The organism is Ureibacillus chungkukjangi (assembly GCF_044795995.1).
GTDB classification, from domain to species: Bacteria; Bacillota; Bacilli; order Bacillales_A; family Planococcaceae; genus Ureibacillus; species Ureibacillus chungkukjangi.
Genome location: NZ_CP085009.1, coordinates 501,391 through 522,393 on the forward strand (window position 1 = coordinate 501,391; position 21,003 = coordinate 522,393).

Here is a 21,003-nt window from a genome sequence, read left to right on the forward strand (position 1 = left end):
GGTATAAAGGTGGTCTCCTTACTCAAAAGGAGGCCATTTTTATTGTAATATGTTTATATTTTATAATCGAGTGAATAAATAACACATAGGGTGAAGGAAAGGAGGGAGCTCGATGTACGTAGCGAAATTAATCGAAAATAAGAGTGAGGTACTGCTTGGCAAGGTGGACAGGCCATTTTTTGTCCCGATTCAACTAATTGAGCTAAAACTAAACGCAGACAACCTTGATAATGCTATAACACAGGCAAGTGAAAGATTAGACCCAATTATCAACAATCCAGCAACCATGCGTATCGAACAGCTATCAAATGACGCCCTAATCCTATCATTTAGAAACAGACAAGATGGATTAAAAGTTTCCTATGAGCTACAAGCCTATAACTAAAAGGGAACTTAAGAAAAATGGAGAACAAAAAATAAAATGATAAATTACTCGAACGGATGAAGTCCATGCCTTGGTTTAAAGGTGTGGGCTTTTTCTGTTGGGTCCTATCGGCTAGCTTATCTAGTAAAGTAGCCGTGGTAAGTGAGGCAGTCGAGAACCTTTTCAAACATATGGAAGTTTCATAAGTTATAATTAAGTGGACGAACGCTATATTTATAGGGGTACATAACGAACGAACTCTACCCCATTACTACAGGAATAGGAAGATCAGCTATGAATGGTAATAAAGTGATGCATCGGCGAAATGCACTGTTATTTAGTTTAATTAGTATTTTTTATATCATACAAGCAACGACTAATATTTTCATAGAAGGATTAGCAAGTGTATTCCCACCTGCATTCATGTTTATTATAGTTGGGATAATCCTGACATTATTGATTCACAAAAAAGTATATCCACAGATTACGATGTATGGAATGGTCAGTTGCATGTATATTTATTTTTATTTTCTACTAAATGATTCTCCATATTTAGTAAATTATCTATTTATGTGGCTAGTGCTTCCTCTATGTGCCATCTACCATGTCTATCAATTGGTTGTAGTGGCAGGGAGTCTTTCAAGCCTGCTTACGGTTTATGCTTTTTTTATTCTTCACGATGAAATTTTCCCGAATGTCGGAAATGAAGACTTTATTTATCTGATTATGTTTGGTGTTTTTACTACAGTCTTTTTATTAATTTTCATTCACAAGATAAGAGAGGCAAACGCCAAGCTCGAGGAATTAGCGTATTACGATACTTTAACCGGGGCTGCCAATCGATTATTACTAAAGAAAAAGTTTGATTCACTCAAAGATTCAAAAGTAGATTCCATCGCACTTTTATTTATTGATATGAACGGATTTAAACAAATCAATGATACATATGGACATGAAGTAGGAGATCTATTGTTAAAGGGAGTTGTATCTAGGTTAAATGGTGTTAGAGCAACAGATTTACTGTGTCGATTAGGCGGAGATGAATTTGTGATTCTATTATCCAATAAAAATAATCAAATGCTAGCAAGTCTAACGGCAGAAATTCAATCTGCTCTCGAAAAACCGTTGACTATCAATCACCAAACGATAAAAGCTTCAGCAAGCATCGGAAGCTCCTACACAACAGAAGTTGCTAATGCAGACTTAGATAAAATCATTAAAGAAGCAGACAAAGCGATGTATAAGGAAAAGGGCTGTGATTTGGAGCTTATAGAGAGTTGAGTTGATTTGAATGGAAAGGACTGGAAGGGGACTTCTAGCTCCTTTTGCTGTGCCCAAACCATGTATGTGAGCTATAGGTGCAGGTTTTCGAACTACGAAGGCGGTAGTAGTGCTTAGCCAAGGATAGGTCAAATGCAAAGTAGAAAAGGGGAGATGAGCTGATAGTGGCTCTCCTTCCCTTTACGTTTATTTCAAATTAAATTATGGACAAAACTTTTAGAGCACCCTTACAGGTTAGGCCTTAAATTTTCCTACAAGAACTTGTAATTGTTCTGCATTTTTAGTTAAGTTTTCTGCTGAGAGAGAAATTTCTTCGATTGAAGCTAATTGCTCCTCAGAAGAGGCTGCCACACTTTGTGAATTGGACGATGATTCTTTTGAAACCATTGTTAACTCTTCTAAAGAACTCGCTACGAGCTCAGTGCTTGCGGAGATTTCTTCTGCAGAGGCAGAGACTTCTTGAATTTGCTCAGTTACGAGTTGAATGGATGAAAGAATCGATTCAAACGCATTTCCTGCTTCGTTTACGATATAAAGGCCTGTGTTCACATCTTTTGAACCATTATTGATAAAATCTACAGCTTCTTTTGTGTTTAGTTGAATTTGAGTAATGAGTGATGTAATCTCAGATGCAGAAGACTTTGACTCTTCTGCTAATTTTCTCACTTCATCTGCTACAACGGCAAATCCTTTTCCTTGTTCTCCTGCTCTAGCTGCTTCAATGGCAGCGTTTAAAGCAAGAAGGTTTGTTTGATCGGCAATTCCTGTAATGACATCTAGAATTTGACCGATTTGAATTGATAGCTGACTCAGTTCACTCACTTTGCCTTCTGCTTTTGTAACAGAGCTTTGAATTTGCTTCATTTGTGTAATCGATTTTGAAATGGACACATTGCCTTCTTCTGCTTCTTGCGTTGTGTTAAGAGCAGCTTCCGCCAATTTAGTGGATGACTCCGCAACGCGTTGAATCCCTAGTGCAATTTCACCCATTGCAATGGAACTGTCTTCTGTTCCTTTAAGCTGTCTCTCTGTACCAGAAGCGATTTGTTGAATGGACGTCGTCACCTGTTCAGTTGCGGAGGTATTTTGTTCCGCACTAGCATAGAGTTCCTCTGCCGAAGTAGCCACTTCCACTGTAGAAGTTTGCACGTGCTTAATGACTCTTTGGATATTCTCAATCATCGTGTTAAACGATTGCGCTAGTTTCCCAATTTCGTCCTTGCTCTTGATAGTGAGTCGAGCAGTTAAATCCCCATCATTATTGGATAATTCTGTTAGCTTATCAACGACTGTATTAATGGGTCTTGTAATAAATCTTGCAACAATCATCGCAACAAGAACACTTGCCAGGATTGAAATAACAATGGCAATGATTCCGAAAGTCGAGCTATTGCTAATGAGACTTTCATCTTGCGTTGCTTTTGTAGAGATATTTTGTAGTTGGATCTGTTTGAACTCTTCTAGATTACTTGAGAATACTTCTCTTATTGCAGCATAATCACTCTTATAGATTTCTAAAGTTTTTTCGCGGTCAGTTTTAGCAAGTTCCATCATTTGACTCTCTAAAGTTACCAATTCCTGATTATACTCATCCAGTTCCTCAAAAATCTCTATTGCGCGTTCAATCTTTATTAAAGAACGTACTTCTGTAATATTGTTAGCAAGTTGTTCTGCATATGTATTGTAATTCTCTATTTCTTCCTGATCATTGGGGTCAATGATAATTCCTTTCAATGAAGTAGCTAGCATCAGGTCATTATATTGAATTTCTTGAGCCAAATTTAACTTTAGAACCTCATTATTCGCCAGGTTTGTATAAGATTCTCCAATACTTTTTAATGAACTAAACATACTTCCAAATGCAACAACGGAAATTAACAATACAATTCCAAATCCCAAAAATAATTTATTTTTTATGTTCATCATATGCTCCTTTTCAAAATACTTTTGTATAAAACTAATCCCAAATTTAATATCGGTTTATTATAAATTGATTTGCACAATAAGTATTTTCCTATTATGGATTAAAATTACTAGGAAAGGTTACTATCTATTTGTGCAAAACGGTAAGGAGCTTAAAATTCTTTTAATTCTAAAACGTATTATTTCTTAAAATGAAATTAGGTTGATTAAGATAAACACGGAACAGCAATCTAAAGAGACATACAACTACTAAGAAAAAAACAGTGTCGTTTTTACAACTTCTAGCATCGGGGGAAGCAACAAGTGTTGAAAGAACTTTATTGTCTCGAAGGGGCAGCTTGAAACCCTTTTAGGATAAAGAGATTTCTCAGTTATGCGGGGCGGTCAGGTTAAGCTTCAATAAATTAAAAGTTATGCTAATAAAATATTCTTCTGTCGATTCCTTCATGATGCTTTTAAATTAGCTCAAACTCTTTTTACAATATAAGCGCTTATATTCCCTGTATTTTACCATTTGATGGAACCGTTAAACTACAGCATAACAAACGGAATTAGCTTAAGAGTTAGGTAGTTTTTTCTCTATTATGTGGATGGTAATTTTGTTATGGTGGGAGGTTGGGGGAGGGGATTGAATGGATAAGTATAGATAGATATTTTTAGAAGATTAATTTTAAATAAACTGTAAGGGGACTGTTAACAATCCCCATAAAATATGTATCTGAATAATCAATGCCTGTTATTTAACAACCCTTTGATGCTCAAAACAATAAATCTGTCCATTGAATTTTTTATTGGAAAGGCAAAATGATTTTACTTTTTCTGAAACGGGTTTCTGGCAGATACAACAAGTATTTTTAATTTCCTTATTATCATTAGATTTTGTAATTTTGATATTTTCGACATGTTGCTTTCTGAGTGTAGAATCAGAGATATTAAGATTGTTTAATGTTTGATAAATTAAATCTATCTCAATGTCCGATAGGAACGGTTCTTCATTTTGCAGCTTACGTATTGCAATTTTACGGTTGATAAACTCCGATAATTCGATATCATAGACAACCAGTTCATTGGAAGAAATCTGCCTAAGTTCTTCATCAATTTTAAAGGTACATCGTTTTGTGAAAGAAACCATTGAGATAAAATAATCTTGATATGAAGGCTCGAGAACATTTTTTATAGCCTGAATATGTCCAAAGTTTTGTACAAGCGGACTCATCATTTTAAACTTACCATTTACTAACCAGGTTTTTCTGTCTTTTCCTCCATAAATCGTCCCCTGATAATTCTTTGTTTCAATGACAAATAAACCGTATGGAGTGATAATAATATGATCGATTTGTGAGAATCCAGTAGACGATTTCGCATTTTTAATCATCAAATCACTTATATGCTTATAGTTCTTCGGAAACTGATCTAGTTGAATATTTATCTTATATTCTCCAAGTTCTCCTTTTCGATTTGCCAGTTGTTCATTATTTTTTGGAAAAGCTGCAGTTTGGGGTGGAATTGCTTTAGAAGTTTCTTTTGGTTGTTGTTTCTTTTTAAAAAAAGAGAACATATTGCTACCTCGATTCAATTAAATTGTCGTAATCACTTATATCTTCTTAATAAATAATAAAGTATAAGAAGCTGTTATACTCCTTATACTTTGTTATTTCTATTCCTCCACCAAATAATGATAAATATCATACTGTACGGGGGATTCAAGAACCATGTTCATAGTGACGACGCCATACTGAACGCCACCATCTTCTATTTTTTGGTTTGATGCTGATTCGCTCTCGACATTTACTGGGCCGAGGTAATAGAAGTCTTTTCCTTCTCCATTGTGTTTTTTAACAAATAAATGAACATCTACGCCATTTTCAGTGGAGTGGATAATAGGATTGATATCTTTTGCCATTACTGTTCGATTTTTAGTAGAGCACCATTGGAATAAATCGTTAGATAAAAATTCATCTAAATAATTTGTGTCAGAGTCTTCTTCATTTTTATGATAGTTAACAAATATTGGACATGTTCCGTTTTTAATTCGACCACCATTTAATGTACCTTCTTCGTTCTTTTCCCAATTAAAGAGCCTACAGACATCTCGCCTTGAATATTTTTCGTATAATGTAAAAGGCAACGATTTCTCGTACTTTTCCTTTTTAATATATGCACATTTAACAATGTCCTCTAAATAGCCACTGAAATTGGAATCTCTCAGACTTTCCTGTAGTTCTTCATTAAATTGATAGGTGCCATTTATTAGTTCTATAATCGCTTTTCCTCCGTACTTCTTCACATCATTTTGAACAAAGAAGTTTAAGGCAAATATGTTTTCAACAGATTGAATTGTTGCCTCATCCACATAAGTACCATAATCATTTAATTTAGCTAAATAAGATTCTTTCGAAATAGCTTGCTCTTTAAGTAATTCTTGGATCAAAATAACTTCATGCATACGTTTCCCATTTAAAAATTCCTTTGAAATCATTGTTAGTACAGCTTGCTCATAATCTGAAAGGGAAGGGATTTCTTCTTTCATTTTTACAAGGAAATTATAATAGTTCTCTGAATAGCCAACAATGACCTCGGGATCTAGAGAGTTTTGTTCTATAAAATCAAATAGGGTAGGGATTCTACCTAAACGATTCTTTACTTCTAGATATGCATCTTTTAATGTTTTCAATGTTGATAAATTGGTATTGTTAATAGCATCGAAAATTTTCTTCTTCGCAATCTCTTCAAAGTTAATAGTTGAAACCCCTTGAATGTAATCAGTGTTTACAGTTCTCCGACGAACGTTATCCTTATTCATAGACTGATCTCCGGATAAAGCGATGGGAATGAGATAGTTGTTTTTATAGTTTCCGATAAAATCTATGATTGTTACGTAGTCCTTTGAATCATGTTTACGTAACCCACGACCAAGCTGTTGAATAAAGATAATGCTCGATTGTGTTTGGCGTAGCATAACAATTTGGTTTAAGAAGGGGATATCAATTCCTTCATTAAAAATATCGACTGTTAGAATATACTCAAGTTTTCCTTTTTCTAACTTTTGAATAGCATCTTCGCGCTCATCTTGAGTATTATCTCCAGTTAGCGCTGTAGTTTTAAGCCCAGCATTATTTAATGAAATAGAAAGATTTTTCGCTTCATCTTTAGAACTACAGAACATTAGACCTTTCACCTGATCTCCAGAGTGACCGTAATAATTTACTTTCTCGATTATATGCCTTACTCGTTCATTTGAAACTAAGTTCCTAAGCTCGGTAGCATCATCTACTATTTCACCATCTTTTTCAAAGTCTGTTACACCAAAATAATGGAATGGACAAAGCATGTCTTCTTCAAGAGCAGCTTGAAGTCTTATTTCATAAGCAATGTTGTAATCAAACAATTCATAGATATTAAATCCATCAGTCCGTTCAGGTGTAGCAGTCATACCAAGTAAGAATTCAGGTTCAAAATAATTCATCACCTTAAGATACGAATCTGCACCAGCCTTATGAACTTCATCTACTAAAACATAATCAAAATGATCTTTAGTAAACTCTTGAAGATACTGATCTCTGGAAAGTGTTTGAATGGTTGCAAACAAGTATTTAGCATCAACAGCTTTTGAATTGCCTGAAAGAATGCCGTAATCATCTTCATTTCCACCTAGGATCTTGCGATAATCTTGCATTGCCTTCTTTAAAATTTGCTCTCGATGGACTACAAACAGCATCTTCTTTGGTGCGAAGTTTCTTACATCAAAGGCAGATAAATAGGTTTTACCTGTACCCGTAGCAGAAATTATTAGCCCTTTATTTGCTCCAGTTTCTCTTAGTTCTTTTATTTGCTGTAATGCTACTGATTGCATTTTGTTTGGTTGGACGGATAAGCTCTCTGCTAATTGATTGGTAAGGTACTTTTCATTGATTTGAAAGGTATTGCCGGTAAGTCGTTTAATGAATGGCTGCAGCTCGAAGTGTTGATTATAACTGTTTATCCACTCTTCAGTTAATGGAATTGCTGCGTTCCAAGCATCCTCAAATTGATTCTTAAAGTGATTAATAATTTCGCCGTTTTCTAATGAAGTTAAAAATACATTCCACTCATAGTTCGCCTTTAATGCACTGTCGGTTAAATTCGAGCTTCCTACAATTAAAGAATAATAATCTGTATGCTCAAAAATATAACCTTTTGAATGGAAGCCTTTTTCGCCGGTTAGACCAACTTCAATATTTTCTAGTTTAAGAAGCTCCTTAAACATCTTTGGTTGATTGAAGTTCAAGAAAGTGGATGTAAGTATTCTTCCTTTAATGCCTTTAAGCTTTAAGTCATAGAGCATCGTTTTTAAGGATGCTAGACCACCCTCAGTTATGAAAGCTACGGAAAAAGTGAAAGTGTTACATGTTTTTAATTCCTGAAGTAATGTTGATAAAACTGATTCATGATTTTTATTTGTTAAAAGCTTGGGTTTAAATTGTGCCGAAACTGGTTTGTTTTGATCAATAAATCCTTTATATAAGGAGCTCTCAATTTTACGAATAAGCTGTTCCAAACTATTTCCACCGTCTCTTCAATGTTTTATTTTTCTCTCGCTATTTTTTCTACAGCTGGAATATCTGCAGGAGCAAAATCTAGCTGAGCAAGTGTATCTCGCTTTACCCATTTTGTTTCGGCATGCTCGATAGCGATAGGGTGTCCGTTTTCCATTTTTGCTTTATACGTTTCGAGTCGAACGATGAATTTTTCATATTCGTAGGTTGTGTCTTCTACTTTTTCTCCCACACTGATGCTACAGCTGAATTCTTCTTGAATTTCTCGTGCAAGTGCTTGTTCAGGTGTTTCGCCGGATTCAATCTTCCCACCAGGGAATTCCCAATAGTTTGGGAGAACCATTTCTGCGCTTCTTTTTGCACAGAAAATTTCATTTTGATCATTTTCTATAATTGCTCCAACTACGTGAACTTGCTTTTTCATCTTTATCACCTTTTTTACTGTTAATAGTTTAATTTTAGCTGATTTCCAGTATTTGAGCATTTATTTTCTATAGTTAAAAGGTTTTTGGAGCAAATACAAATTCGATATGGCAATTCTTCCTTTATACATTGAAACACTCTAGTACTCTCAATATACTAAAGAGGGAGGTGTTTGGAAAATGAAGGGAATTATAGAAAGAAGGCTGGCATATTTGTATACAGGTGAGTTAACCTCTGTGATTATGTTTGTTTTTGTCAGTTATATAGTTAATTATGCGATGCCGAACCTACATCTATATTCACTTTTTTCATTTTGGGTAGCATTCATACTTTTAGAGTGTCTATTGATACAAGGGACGATTTATTGGCATGCCAAGCTTAAAAGATTGAGGGTAGAGAATACATCGATTACACCGATTAAGATTGTTCGTCTACTGCACCGTTTCAAAGGGCTGAATAAATTTATAATTCTTTTGGCAATCCTTGCATTTATTATTGATTTTGTTAGATGGTATCCATCTTTGCCGATAGGTGGGCTATTAACTGCATTCTTTATTTATATTTTTGCAATTTTAGAGTTTATCAACTATTTCTATAAGCAGCTCTCATATGATAATCGTTTTGATATCAAATACTTGATGAAGAGTAGAAGGTTGAAGAGATCCAGCTTGAATAAAGATTTTAAACGATTTTTATGATTAAATCTCCAACCCCAACCAATCCTCGTAGCCGACAAAAGCTATTCTTAACCAGTTTTCAATTATTCAACGAAGTTATTCATCATTTTGTAGTCCTTTCTCCATCTATCCTTGCTTCTCCTTAATCTTCTCAATATGCTCCTGCTTTACGGCTTGGTCAGCTTTTTGGTATTGTGCCAGGAAGTTATAGATTCGGTCGATGAAGTCGGGCTCCAGAATTTTTGGAGAGCTTTCGATTTGTATGGTCATTAGCTTAGCTAGATGATAGCGTTTGAGGACAAATGTATTTGCTGCCTCGAAGGAGATTTTTTTTAGCTCGCATCTTTCACTGAAGACGATGACCGATTTATAGTGCTCCTTTTCAATAGAGGGAAGGATTTTTTGTAATGCTTTGATATGACCGATATTTTGCTTGATAGGATTGTAAAAGGGATACTTTTGACCGTTCGGAAAGGTTTGCATCCACTTTTGAGATTTTTCATCGCCAAATATCCAGCCGCTATAATTTTTGGATTCGATCACGTAAACGCCAGTCTCATGGATATAGACGAGGTCAATTTCAGTCGTTTGGTTATTACCGTTTGGAATATAGATATTGAATAGTGCCTTATGATAGCCTGGTAATTTCGCCATTTTTCCATAGGAGGAGAACTCCCCGTAATTGCCTTTGTTGAACATTGTACTTAAAAAGCCATTTCCCGTTTGTTCCTTGTATGTAGAGATAACGGACTTTGAACTTGGTTTGTCTGTTGGTTTCGTTGAAGGAGGAGGGGTTAGTAAATTTACAACGGTATTAATTAGTGTCTTAAACAAAATCTCCACTGCCTTTCGCATAATCAGTAATTCCATTTTACTAAATAATGGTAGAATTGTAAGTTATATTTTGGTTGAAGTAGAAGAAGGGATTTTCTAAAATGAATACGAATAAATATAAAATGACTTATATGAGCGGAAAAGATTCAGTAGATAATTCTATTTTATAGGTATAATAATGATAGATAAATTTATAATAGGGGGTGATTTTGTGAGTAAAATCAATACTTCAGAAGAATTAATGAACTATATCTCAAAAATGGATCACAATAATTCAGTTTTGCAATTTACGATACCAGGTAAGGGTAAATTTGCTATCGTTTTACAAGAAGAAATAAAAGAAGTGGATTCAATTGAAAATGATGTAGAAGCAAATCCACAGCTTGGTCAAATGATTCAAGAGAGCCAAAATCAATATGATAAAGGGGAGAGAATCCCTACTTCAGAATTGATAAAGTCTTTATCTGTGGAGGATTTTAAATAAAACGAATCGGAACGTAATCTGGTCAATTACTGTTCGAGAGAAGCTACTAGGATTTAGAAGTGAAAGGTTTACAAGAGAAGAGACTTTAGTATTTATAACACATTTAATATTAGAAATTGATGAGATATTGAAAAATGGTGTGATTGGTCAACTATATACACTGAGGAATTTGGAAAGTATGCAGGTATCTCCCGTATAGTAGTAAAAAAATTCCGGATTTATTATAAAAAGGACCAACATAACTTTTATATCCTAGCAATATTATTTCCAGGTGAGAAGTAATCTTTAGGAGGACTAACATGAACATACGAGTTTTAAATGTAGCAGATGCACAAATTTATCACGAACTTAGACTAAGAGCACTGCAAACAGACCCGGAAAGCTTTGGGTCTACATATGAAAGGGAAGTCAATTTTCCGATAGAAGCGGTGGAGGAGCGAATTCGTCAAGCCGAAGATCGTTATGTGCTGGGAGCGTTTGAAGAAGGTGGAGCTCTGGTTGGAGTAGTTCGTTTTATGCGAGACACTGCTCGAAAATCAAAGCACAAGGGAAATATCTATGGGATGTATGTGGCTCCAGAAGTGCGCGGTCATGGTGTTGGCAAGAAGCTAATGCAAGAGGCAATCATACGTGCTAAAGATTTCGATGGAGTTGAGCAGATTCATCTTCAGGTAGTTTCGAAAAACGAATCGGCAAAGAAGCTCTATCAATCTCTTGGGTTTACAACATATGGTATTGAACCGAGGGGATTAAAAGAGGGCGATGAATATTTTGATGAAGATTTGATGATTTTGATATTGAAATAGGGTGAAAAGGGCCGTCTCAACTGTGCATTGTATGGGATGGCTTTATTAAATTATGGAGGAATGCTATGAGGAAACTGGTTTTATTATTAGCTATTCTCTTAATCTCAGGCTGTCAAAATACAGATGGCCAAACATCTGAGAAAGTTAATGTTGCAAGTGATAGTACACCCTCTGGAGATGTAGTGGCACGGTTTGGTGAAATTGAAAACCTGGAAAGATTTGAAGAGTTTAAAAGCAATACGGAAAAGGGCATTCAGGACAAATTGACGATTGTACAATATACAACTGAAGGGGATCCTATATTTCACCAGCTCGACTATGATGGAGTCGTTATAAAGTCAACAAAAGATACGAGTAGAGATGAATATGGTGCTGGAGAAATCTATCATAATACTTGTATTGCAATAGAAGTTGTTGAAAGAAGCGATGCAACGGAATACGTTCTGGTAGATTGTGAAGAAGAAATGGATAATATAATTTTAGTAAAATGGAAAAAATAATTAGGTGCCCACTGGTTTCGTATGTCTAATTTTCTCTTGATTTCATTGGGGACAAAATGCAACCATCTAGTTGTTTATACTTGACGAGCAACTGATTAGTTGCATATAATCAATTCATGAACAAAGACGCTATATTTAAAGCCCTTGCTGACTCTACTCGGCGACTGATGCTGGACGAGCTTTCTGAACGGAACGAGCTGACGCTGTATGAGCTTACGGCACGTCTCATTATGAAATACCAGCTTTCAATCACGAGGCAGGCAATCACGAAGCATCTTAATATTTTGGAGGAGGCGGGGCTTGTAACCTCCGAACGTAAGGGCAAGTATCGAGTACTATTATTTAATAAAGAACCGCTAGAAGATTTACTGAAAGGCTGGATAGATTAATTTAAGTAAGAGTGTAGGCAAACACTAGACATCAAAATTATAAGGGAGCACAAATCATGATGAAAATTATTATTACGAGTATATTCGTTGAAGATCAAGAGAAAGCCTTAGAGTTTTATACTAATACGCTGGGCTTTGTAAAAAAGCATGACGTTCCAAGTGGTGCACACAGATGGTTAACGCTTGTCTCTTCTGGTGAAGAAAATGGTACCGAGCTTTTACTTGAGCCAAATGTTCACCCTGCTGCCAAGGAATATCAACAAAAGCTATTTGCTGATGGGATTCCCGTAACAATGTTTGGGGTTTCTGATATTGAAAAAGAATACAAAGACTTGGCAGAAAAAGGCGTCGCGTTTACTATGAAGCCAACAAAAATGGGCGACATCACTATCGCGGTCTTCGATGACACATGCGGCAACCTCATTCAAATGATTCAGCAGTAATAAGGTGAGGGTGCCTGAATAGGAACGGCAAAGGTTACTTTAGTAATTGAATATGTTTGTGTTAACCCTGCACTAAATCTAGGCAGGGGTTTTTGTGTTATTTAAGTGATGAAGGACAGTACGAACAAGATATCCTCTGGAAGTGTCTTTCATAAGTGAGATGAAGGACAGTACGAACAAGATATCCCTGGAAGTGTCTTTCATAAGTGTGATGAAAGACGATATGAACAAGATATGCATAGGAAGTGTCTTTCATAAGTTTGATGAAAGACAGTATGAACAAGATATCCCCAGAAAGTGTCTTTCATAAGTGAGATGAAGGACAGTACGAACAAGATATCCTCTGAAAGTGTCTTTCATAAGTGTGATGAAGGACGATATGAACAGGATATGCACAGGAAGTGTCTTTCATAAGTGTGATGAAAGACAGTACGAACAAGATATCCCCTGGAAGTGTCTTTCATAAGTGTGATGAAGACCAGTATGAACAAGATATCCCCAAGAAGTGCCTTTCATAAGTGTGATGAAGGACAGTATGAACAAGAGATCAATCGAAAGTGTCTTTCATAAGGGTGATGAAGGACAGTATGAACAACAGGTCAATCGAAAGTTCTTTATAAGTGTGATGAAATACACTATGAGCAAGATATCCCCAGAAAGTGTCTTTCGTAAGGACGATGAAAGACAGTGTGAACAAGATATACACAAAAAGTGTCTTTCATAAGGCAGATGAAAGACACTATGAACAGGCTATCCCCAGAAAGTGTCTTTCAGAACATAGATGAAAGACAATATGAACAGAATTCCCCAAAAAGTGTCTGTCATCTGATCGATTATTTTTAAGTTCTCCCGAAAACAAATTCCAAAACCCCAAATCCCTTAATCATTTTTCTAAAAGAATAACCCTCAATTCCAATAGCTACGCCAATCTTTTATCCCTCAATCTTATTTACTACCTCTATTGTTATTCTTGAATAACTCCTCCAACACATGCGAAAAACAACATTTTCTCTTTAAAGCAATATTCCTCTTTTATAATCAATTTATTTGTCAAAAACCCATTGACTTTTATTATTCAGAAAATATACACTATTTATATAAGGTAATGATTACCGCATATGCGTAAAAGGGGTGGATAGATTGAATTTACCTACTGTTCAATTTACAAAGGAGCAAGAATTATTCAGAGAAGAGGTTCGTACTTTCCTGCAACAGGAGCTACAAAAGGGGACGTTTCAAACGAAATGTGATTCCTGGCTGAGTGGGAGTGACCCGGCATTTTCAAGGATAATCGCTGAACAGGGCTGGATTGGGATGACGTGGCCGAAAGAATATGGAGGGGCTGAACGCAGCTCTATTGACCGATATATTTTGACGGAGGAATTTTTGGCAATTGGGGCACCGGTTGCAGCGCATTGGTTTGCTGATCGACAAACTGGACCGCTTCTACTGCGATTTGGGACGGATTATCAAAAGAATTTCTTCCTACCGAAGATCGTTAAAGGAGAATGCTTCTTTGCCATTGGGCTAAGTGAGCCAAATAGCGGCTCGGATATGGCCTCTGTAAAAACAAAGGCTGAAAAAGTAGAGGGTGGCTGGATTGTAAATGGCGCAAAGACGTGGACTAGTAACGCACAAGATGCTCATTATATGGTCACACTTGTTCGAACAGAACCAGTGACAGAAAAGAAACACCAAGGCCTAAGCCAATTAATTATTAATTTGAAGTCAGAAGGTGTAACAATTACGCCGATCCGTTATTTAACAGGGGAGCATCACTTCAATGACGTATTTTTTGATAACGTTTTCGTGCCTGATGAAATGGTCGTTGGGACATTAGGAAACGGGTGGGCCCAAGGGTTAGCAGAGTTAGCCTTCGAACGCAGTGGTCCAGAGCGTATTTTAAGCACCTTCCCATTGCTAAATGAAGCGATGGAGGAGCTCAAACGCCAGCAGGATATCGAAGGCTTAGCACAAATCTCAAAGCTAATAGCAGAATTATGGAGTCTTAGAAATCTATCAATTGGCGTTGCAAAAGTGCTAGAAGATGGCGGAGAAGTAGGTGTCTCAGCAGCATTAGTAAAGAGTGTTGGTACGAAATTTGAACAGAAAATCCCTGAGATTGTTCGTTTACTCTTGGATGTTTATCCACAGCTTCATGCTGACCGTGCAGTAGACCGTTACTTAGCAGAATCCACACTTCATGCTCCTGGCTTTACGATTCGAGGCGGGACGTCAGAAGTGTTATATGGCATTATCGCGAAGGGAGTGCTGGCAGGATGAGTGAAATGAAGGACATGATTATCGAAACCGTAGAACGAATTTTTAAGGAAAAGGTAGAAAAAGAAACAGTAGACCTATTAGAAGCAAACCAATGGGCAGAGGATGTTTGGAAATTAATCCTTGAAAATGAAATCCATCAGGTTGCCGTTAAAGAAGAAAATGGCGGTGCTGGTGGCGATTATGAGGATCTATTTCATCTCTATCGATTAGTTGGCAAATACGCAGTACCGATTCCATTCATCGAACATACATTGGCAAATCTCATCTTAGAATTCACCAATATAAAACCACAAACAGAATTATCCACAGTGCACCTAGCAGCAAAGCCTTTAGAACTTACAGCTGGAAAGGTTTCAGGCAGTTTAGACCATGTTCCATGGGCAAGATACGCACAAAAACTCGTAACACTTGCGACTGAAAAAGGGACCCAATCCTTAATATTAGTAGATTTGAAGGAAGCACAAATTGAAAACCACACCAACCTAGCAGCAGAGCCTAGAGATAGCCTTCAGTTTACAGAGTACAAAATTATTGCAAGTCACCCCCTCACAGAAGAACAGCATGAATTCCTTACAAAACTACAGACAGCAGCCACGGTAAGTAAAATGGCTGGAGCAATCGACCGTGCCTATGAGCTATCCGTTCAATTTAGTAAAGAACGAGAGCAGTTTGGTCGTCCAATTCACCGTTTCCAATTAGTGCAGCAGCATCTTGCTGTTTTAGCTGGCGAGCAAGCAATTTCAGCAGCAGCACTTGAAAACATTATTGCCTTGCTTCAAAAAGATGAGGCAGGAGACGAAATCGCCTTTTCAAGGTTGAAGCTAGATGATGCAAGCCGCATTGTTGCTACAAGTGCACATCAGGTACATGCAGCCATTGGTGTTACACACGAGCACCGATTACACCACTACACACGTAGATTATGGGCATGGCGAGATGAGGACTTCCATGAAAAGTATTGGAAAAAGCAGCTAGCCAAAAACTGGCTGATTTCATCAAATACAATTTGGGATGTCTTAACGAAGAAAAAACAGGTGGAACACATTTAAGGGGGATGAATCAGTGGCAGATTTACTATTTGAAGTGAATAACGGGATTGCGACAATTACATTAAATCGACCGGAGAGCTTTAATGCCTTCAGCGAGGAAATGATTCAGCTTTGGATTTCTTCTTTAGAAGAGGTGAGGGATAATGATTCGATTCGCGTACTCCTTGTGAAAGGAAATGGAAAGTCCTTCTGTGCCGGTGGGGATGTAAAGGCGATGGTAGCAGGAAAAGGCTTCTTTGAAAGTCAGGAGGATATTACATCAACAGCCCTTGCTAGAAAACATTCCTTATGGAAAAAAGTGCAGCGTGTTCCACTATTACTAGAGGAAATCGATAAACCTGTTGTATGCCAAATGCATGGCTATGCTATGGGAGCAGGACTTGATATGGCTCTAATGTGTGATATTCGAATCGCTGCAAGCTCGGCTAAGTTCTCTGAAAGCTACATTAATGTAGGAATTGTACCTGGAGATGGAGGCGCTTACTTTTTACCAAAATTAGTGGGCATCGATCAGGCGCTGGATATGCTATGGACTGCACGCGTTTTAACAGCAGAGGAGGCCAAGGAAAAGGGACTGGTAACATTTGTAATTCCAGATGAGGAACTGGATGCTTTTGTTCAAGCATATGTAGAGAAGCTAAGCAACGGTCCACAGGAAGCCATCCGAATTATAAAACGTGCAGTGTACCAAAGCCAGACAATGAGTCTACGTTCTTCACTAGACTATATTTCTTCTAAAATGGGCCTAGTGACGGAATTACCAGATTACAAGGAAGGTGTAGCAGCTGTGCTAGAAAAGAGGAAACCAAAATTTAACTAAACAAACCAAGGGGGATGGGGGATGAAAGGTAGGTTTATCATCACAATTTTGTTATGTGTTGGTCTTCTCATAGGATGTCAAAGTAATGCAGAGCGGTATGGGGAACCGCTTATCTTCACTACGGGAACGACAACGGGGGTGTTTTACTCATTAGGTGCAGGTCTTTCAACGTTATGGACGAAAGAGATGGGAAAGCGAGTGGCATCCCAAGCATCCAACGGTAGTGTTGAAAATTTGAAGCTAATGAGTAAAGGAGAAGCCAATATTGCCTTTACAACGGTAAATATTGCATATGAAGCCTATAACGGTGAGGGGACTTTTAAAGAGAAGCCATACAAAGAAGTTCGCATATTAGGCAACCTCTATCCAAATGTTAGCCATATTGTGGCTGTGAATGATGGCAAGATTCAATCCATTGAAGACTTAAAAGGAAAAAGCTTTGTATATGGGGCGGCAGGAAGCTCCACTGAAATGGAATCAAAGCTCGTACTAGAAGCACATGGAATTGCAGCAGATGAAGTAAAGGGGAACTATGTTGGGTTTACTGAAGCCACGGATTTAATGAGAAATGGCCAGGTCCATGCAGTAAATATCTATTCTGGTGTACCTGCTGCAGCCACAACCGAGCTAATCTCAACGCTGGATACAAAGGTTTTAAATTTTTCACCTGAAGCCATTAAGAAAATGACGGAAGAATATCCATGGAATTTTGAATATGTCATTGAAGCCAATACCTATGATAAGCAGCCTGAACCGATTATAACAGTTGGTCAATACAGCACGATTGTAATCGACGAAAGTGTGTCAGAGGAAGCTGCCTATGAGCTGACAAAGCTGCTTTGGGAAAATGTAAAGGAACTTGAAAAATCCTTCAGCATTGCTAAACAGTTTGATCCTAAAAAAGCCATTGAAGGAACTGCTGGAGTGCCACTGCATCCAGGGGCAGAAAAGTACTATAAAGAAATCGGCGTATTGGAATAGGGGGCGATTCAAATGACGACAAAAAACAGTGTGGATGTTGATGTACAGGGATTAGTGGAAATAGAGGAGAAAACACTTAACTCAAGAAAGTATATCGGCATTTTTGGGAAAGTTGTAGTGCTTCTCGCAATCATTTGGACCGTATTTCAGCTGTATATGAGTAGTATTGGTGTCATGGATGCTGTGAAGTTCCGTGCTTGGCATTTAGGATTTCTTCTATTATTTAGCTTTATATTCTATCCTGCTACTAAAAAGAGTGTAGGCACTCGTAAACTGCCGACGATACTAGATATCCTTTGCATTGGGTTATCGGCATTTGTTATTTTCTACTTCCTCTTTACGTATGACACATTTGTACGTGAACGAGCTGGTGAAAACACAACAATGGACATTTACGTAGGATCTTTAGCCTTAATTCTCTTATTTGAAGCGAGCCGTCGAGTAGTTGGAATTGGTTTAACACTGATTGCCTTGTTCTTCTTAACTTATAACTTCTTTGGTGCTTATATACCCGGCTTGTTAGGACACTACGGATTTAGCATTGAACGTGTCGTGAACCTGATGTATTGGGGTGGTCAAGGAGTATTTGGTACAGCATTAGGTGTTTCGGCAACCTACATTTTTGTCTTTGTATTATTCGGAGCGTTCCTTAAAAATAGCGGGTTTTCAAATTTCATTAATGACCTGGCGCTGACAATAGCAGGAAGAACTGCCGGTGGACCAGCAAAGGTAGCCGTTTTTGCAAGCGCTTTAATGGCAACTGTTAGTGGAAGTGCTGTCAGTAATGTTGTGACCACGGGGACAGTTACAATTCCGATGATGAAGAAGGCGGGCTATTCTAAGAAATTCGCTGGTGCTGTTGAATCGGTCGCATCTACAGGAGGTTTGATTGCGCCACCAGTTATGGGTGCGGCGGCGTTTATCATGGCGGAGTATCTAGGAGTCTCTTATTCTGTTGTGTTACTTGCTGCTATCATTCCGGCCATGTTGTATTATTTATCTTTATTTATGATAGTACATTTTGAAGCCAAGAAAATGGGTCTATCAGGTATTGCAAAGGAAAATATCCCTAATGCCAAAAAGGTATTAAAAGATGGAGGGCACCTGTTTATCCCATTGATCATATTACTGATCATGCTGTTTAGTGGCTTTTCTCCGATTTATGCGGCAATTATTTCGTTGATTACCGTTGTACCTGCTGCTGCGATTCGAAAGAGTACACGAATGAGTTTAACAGTAGTCATCGAGTCAATTGTTGAAGGTGTAAAAGGTGCGATTAGTGTAGGGATAGCGTGTGCAGTTGTAGGAATTGTTATTGCTACGATTACATTAACTAGTGTCGGCTTATTGATTGGGAACAACGTATTGAGCTTTGCTGGAGAAAGTATTCTTCTGGCTGCAGTTTTAACGGCCTTTATCAGCATTGTGCTTGGAATGGGGGTTCCGGCTACAGCTGCTTATATTATCGTTGCCACGATTTCTGTTCCAATCTTAACTAAGCTGGGCGTCGCACCAGTAGCTGCCCACATGTTTGCCTTCTATTTTGCCGCCTTATCAAGTATTACACCACCTGTTGCTTTAGCTGCCTATGCCGCGGCTGGAATTGCAGGGGAGTCGCCAAATAAAGTAGCAGTTGAATCGGTACGGCTAGGGTTAATCGGCTTTATCGTTCCATTCTTCTTCATCTTTAACCCGACTTTGTTACTAACAGGTGGAACTATTGGAGAGTACATCTATGCTGGGATAACAGCAATCATTGGTGGGGTAGCTTTAGCTGCTGGGTTGAAGGGCTATCTAGTTAGGAAGACTTATTTGGTCGAGCGGATTTTATTATTAATAGCTGGTATCAGCTTGATGGATACAACTCTTCTTGTGAATATCATTTCACTAATTGTTGTCGGATTAGTAGTCGCTTCTCAAGCTTTAATTAGAGATAAGGCGATTGCAGCAGAAGTAGAGGTAAGTGAAATGGAAGTATTGGAAAAAGAAGAAGAACGTGAAAAGGAAACGGCATTAGTAAAAGACTAAGGAGGGTGAGCTATGCGCCCATTAGATGGGATTCGAGTTTTAGATTTATCAAGAGTGTATGCTGCACCAGCTGGTTCGATGCTGTTGGCAGATTTAGGAGCTGAGGTCATCCGCATCGAGCATCCAAATGGGTCAGATAGCATGCGGGAGTGGGGTCCATTTGTGAATGATCAAAGCACCTACTATCTATGTGCCAACCGTAACAAAAAATCGATCTTGCTTGATTTGAAAAAAGAAGAGGATAAAAAGAAATTCCTAGCCTTGGTTGAGGATGCAGATGTTGTTTTAGAAAACTTTAAAACCGGTGATATGACAAGAATGGGATTAGGCTATGAAGTACTAAAAAAGGTGAATCCTCGGACTATTCATTGTGCTGTTACTGGTTTTGGTCAAACAGGACCACTTGCACATGAACCTGGCTTTGACCCAGTCATTCAAGCAATGAGCGGTCTTATGGATGTGACGGGAGATCCGAATGGAGAGGCTACAAAAGTAGGGGTTCCGATCGCGGATATTCTAACCTCTAATTATGTAGTAATCGGGATTCTGGCAGCGTTACGCTTGCGCGACCAGACAAATGAAGGTCAATTTATCGATCTTGCACTATTGGATGTGCAGCTGAGCTCCTTAGCAAATGTATCAAGTGCCTATTTGAATGCAGACTTTGCATCAAGGCGTTTAGGAAACAAGCATAATAATGTAGCGCCATATCAGGTATTCCCTTGTTCAGATGGTCCTTTAATGTTTTGTGTCGGTACGGATGCCCAGTTTGAAAGGTTCTGTCAGATGATTAAACGAGAGGAATGGGCAACAGATCAACGCTTCAAAACAAATTCAGCAAGAAAGAAAAATGAGCAGGAGCTTACGGAGTTGCTTGAAGAAATAACTGTAACGAAAACTCGGGACGAGTGGCTGACTTTATTGCAACAATATAAAATCCCTGGTGGTCGGGTAAATACAATCGCAGAAGCTCTGGAGCAGCCACAAGCGAAGGCGAGAGATTTGATCGGCGAGATGGAGCATCCGAGCTACGGAAGGGTGAAGTTTGTAAAAAATCCATTACAGCACTCAGGGTTGAATATTTCCTATGACCAGGCCCCACCACTATTAGGCGAGCATACAGCAGACATCATTAATCCTTTAAAGGTCAATCTATGAAACTACTTAACGAAAAATAGAGGGG

The 21,003-nt window shown here is 37.9% G+C and carries 19 protein-coding genes; 14 read left to right on the top strand and 5 right to left on the bottom strand.

Going from position 1 to position 21,003, the window contains the following annotated elements; translation table 11 throughout:
- Nucleotides 1-112 precede the first annotated feature (112 nt).
- Nucleotides 113-385, top strand: coding sequence for a hypothetical protein (locus LG296_RS02540; RefSeq protein WP_107931685.1), 273 nt, complete (start codon nt 113-115; stop codon nt 383-385).
- Between the two features lie 273 nt (nt 386-658).
- Nucleotides 659-1,645, top strand: a complete 987-nt coding sequence (locus LG296_RS02545) for a GGDEF domain-containing protein (RefSeq protein WP_404427381.1) — start codon at nt 659-661, stop codon at nt 1,643-1,645.
- A gap of 234 nt (nt 1,646-1,879) precedes the next feature.
- On the opposite strand, the gene LG296_RS02550 is transcribed toward LG296_RS02545, so the two are convergent.
- From LG296_RS02550 to mutT, 4 genes are all read right to left on the bottom strand, one after another.
- Entirely contained in the window at nt 1,880-3,568 is a 1,689-nt protein-coding gene (locus LG296_RS02550; RefSeq protein ID WP_404427382.1) for a methyl-accepting chemotaxis protein, read from the bottom strand.
- Nucleotides 3,569-4,304: 736 nt separating this feature from the next.
- Nucleotides 4,305-5,144 carry an NERD domain-containing protein gene (locus LG296_RS02555; protein ID WP_404427383.1) on the bottom strand — a complete coding sequence of 280 codons (840 nt, stop codon included), beginning with the start codon at nt 5,142-5,144 and terminating at the stop codon, nt 4,305-4,307.
- Between the two features lie 81 nt (nt 5,145-5,225).
- Nucleotides 5,226-8,105, bottom strand: coding sequence for a DUF3427 domain-containing protein (locus LG296_RS02560; protein WP_404427384.1), 2,880 nt, complete (start codon nt 8,103-8,105; stop codon nt 5,226-5,228).
- Between the two features lie 26 nt (nt 8,106-8,131).
- A complete protein-coding gene (mutT, locus tag LG296_RS02565; RefSeq protein WP_404427385.1) occupies nt 8,132-8,527 on the bottom strand; it encodes an 8-oxo-dGTP diphosphatase MutT in 396 nt (131 codons plus the stop codon).
- 178 nt (nt 8,528-8,705) lie between these two features.
- Here mutT and LG296_RS02570 point away from each other — a divergent pair, with 178 nt between their 5' ends.
- Nucleotides 8,706-9,224: a general stress protein gene (locus tag LG296_RS02570; RefSeq protein WP_404427386.1), complete on the top strand. Its 519-nt coding sequence runs from the start codon at nt 8,706-8,708 to the stop codon at nt 9,222-9,224.
- Nucleotides 9,225-9,329: 105 nt separating this feature from the next.
- Here the strand turns inward: LG296_RS02570 and LG296_RS02575 are convergent, their stop codons facing one another.
- A complete protein-coding gene (locus tag LG296_RS02575; protein WP_404427387.1) occupies nt 9,330-10,073 on the bottom strand; it encodes a nuclease-related domain-containing protein in 744 nt (247 codons plus the stop codon).
- A 175-nt stretch (nt 10,074-10,248) separates the two neighbouring features.
- Between LG296_RS02575 and LG296_RS02580 the strand changes: the two genes are divergently transcribed.
- From LG296_RS02580 to LG296_RS02630, 11 genes are all read left to right on the top strand, one after another.
- Nucleotides 10,249-10,521: a hypothetical protein gene (locus LG296_RS02580; RefSeq protein ID WP_404427388.1), complete on the top strand. Its 273-nt coding sequence runs from the start codon at nt 10,249-10,251 to the stop codon at nt 10,519-10,521.
- Nucleotides 10,522-10,820: 299 nt separating this feature from the next.
- Entirely contained in the window at nt 10,821-11,327 is a 507-nt protein-coding gene (locus LG296_RS02585; RefSeq protein WP_404427389.1) for a GNAT family N-acetyltransferase, read from the top strand.
- Between the two features lie 65 nt (nt 11,328-11,392).
- Nucleotides 11,393-11,827, top strand: a complete 435-nt coding sequence (locus LG296_RS02590; protein WP_251399627.1) for a DUF4362 domain-containing protein — start codon at nt 11,393-11,395, stop codon at nt 11,825-11,827.
- 116 nt (nt 11,828-11,943) lie between these two features.
- A complete protein-coding gene (locus tag LG296_RS02595; RefSeq protein WP_251399893.1) occupies nt 11,944-12,216 on the top strand; it encodes a helix-turn-helix transcriptional regulator in 273 nt (90 codons plus the stop codon).
- A gap of 59 nt (nt 12,217-12,275) precedes the next feature.
- Nucleotides 12,276-12,659 carry a VOC family protein gene (locus tag LG296_RS02600; protein ID WP_404427957.1) on the top strand — a complete coding sequence of 128 codons (384 nt, stop codon included), beginning with the start codon at nt 12,276-12,278 and terminating at the stop codon, nt 12,657-12,659.
- 1,140 nt (nt 12,660-13,799) lie between these two features.
- Nucleotides 13,800-14,942, top strand: a complete 1,143-nt coding sequence (locus tag LG296_RS02605; protein WP_404427390.1) for an acyl-CoA dehydrogenase family protein — start codon at nt 13,800-13,802, stop codon at nt 14,940-14,942.
- On the top strand, nt 14,939-15,991 hold the full coding sequence (locus tag LG296_RS02610; RefSeq protein WP_404427391.1) for an acyl-CoA dehydrogenase family protein: 1,053 nt from the start codon (nt 14,939-14,941) through the stop codon (nt 15,989-15,991). Before LG296_RS02605 ends, LG296_RS02610 begins: the two co-directional genes overlap by 4 nt.
- Nucleotides 15,992-16,004: 13 nt before the next feature.
- Nucleotides 16,005-16,811 carry an enoyl-CoA hydratase/isomerase family protein gene (locus LG296_RS02615; protein ID WP_404427392.1) on the top strand — a complete coding sequence of 269 codons (807 nt, stop codon included), beginning with the start codon at nt 16,005-16,007 and terminating at the stop codon, nt 16,809-16,811.
- A 21-nt stretch (nt 16,812-16,832) separates the two neighbouring features.
- A complete protein-coding gene (locus tag LG296_RS02620) occupies nt 16,833-17,792 on the top strand; it encodes a TAXI family TRAP transporter solute-binding subunit (protein WP_404427393.1) in 960 nt (319 codons plus the stop codon).
- A 12-nt stretch (nt 17,793-17,804) separates the two neighbouring features.
- Nucleotides 17,805-19,820 (top strand): TRAP transporter permease, encoded by a 2,016-nt coding sequence (locus tag LG296_RS02625; protein WP_404427394.1) that lies wholly within the window; start codon nt 17,805-17,807, stop codon nt 19,818-19,820.
- 12 nt (nt 19,821-19,832) lie between these two features.
- Nucleotides 19,833-20,978, top strand: a complete 1,146-nt coding sequence (locus LG296_RS02630; protein WP_404427395.1) for a CaiB/BaiF CoA transferase family protein — start codon at nt 19,833-19,835, stop codon at nt 20,976-20,978.
- The last annotated feature ends 25 nt before the right edge of the window (nt 20,979-21,003 follow it).

Coding starts and splice junctions, on each gene's coding strand:
- LG296_RS02625 (WP_404427394.1), top strand. CDS start 17,805: ATGACGACAAAAAACAGTGTGGATGTTGATGTACAGGGATTAGTGGAA.
- LG296_RS02545 (WP_404427381.1), top strand. CDS start 659: ATGAATGGTAATAAAGTGATGCATCGGCGAAATGCACTGTTATTTAGT.
- mutT (WP_404427385.1), bottom strand. CDS start 8,527: ATGAAAAAGCAAGTTCACGTAGTTGGAGCAATTATAGAAAATGATCAA.
- LG296_RS02600 (WP_404427957.1), top strand. CDS start 12,276: ATGAAAATTATTATTACGAGTATATTCGTTGAAGATCAAGAGAAAGCC.
- LG296_RS02575 (WP_404427387.1), bottom strand. CDS start 10,073: ATGGAATTACTGATTATGCGAAAGGCAGTGGAGATTTTGTTTAAGACA.
- LG296_RS02585 (WP_404427389.1), top strand. CDS start 10,821: ATGAACATACGAGTTTTAAATGTAGCAGATGCACAAATTTATCACGAA.
- LG296_RS02550 (WP_404427382.1), bottom strand. CDS start 3,568: ATGAACATAAAAAATAAATTATTTTTGGGATTTGGAATTGTATTGTTA.
- LG296_RS02570 (WP_404427386.1), top strand. CDS start 8,706: ATGAAGGGAATTATAGAAAGAAGGCTGGCATATTTGTATACAGGTGAG.
- LG296_RS02610 (WP_404427391.1), top strand. CDS start 14,939: ATGAGTGAAATGAAGGACATGATTATCGAAACCGTAGAACGAATTTTT.
- LG296_RS02620 (WP_404427393.1), top strand. CDS start 16,833: ATGAAAGGTAGGTTTATCATCACAATTTTGTTATGTGTTGGTCTTCTC.
- LG296_RS02590 (WP_251399627.1), top strand. CDS start 11,393: ATGAGGAAACTGGTTTTATTATTAGCTATTCTCTTAATCTCAGGCTGT.
- LG296_RS02630 (WP_404427395.1), top strand. CDS start 19,833: ATGCGCCCATTAGATGGGATTCGAGTTTTAGATTTATCAAGAGTGTAT.
- LG296_RS02595 (WP_251399893.1), top strand. CDS start 11,944: ATGAACAAAGACGCTATATTTAAAGCCCTTGCTGACTCTACTCGGCGA.
- LG296_RS02540 (WP_107931685.1), top strand. CDS start 113: ATGTACGTAGCGAAATTAATCGAAAATAAGAGTGAGGTACTGCTTGGC.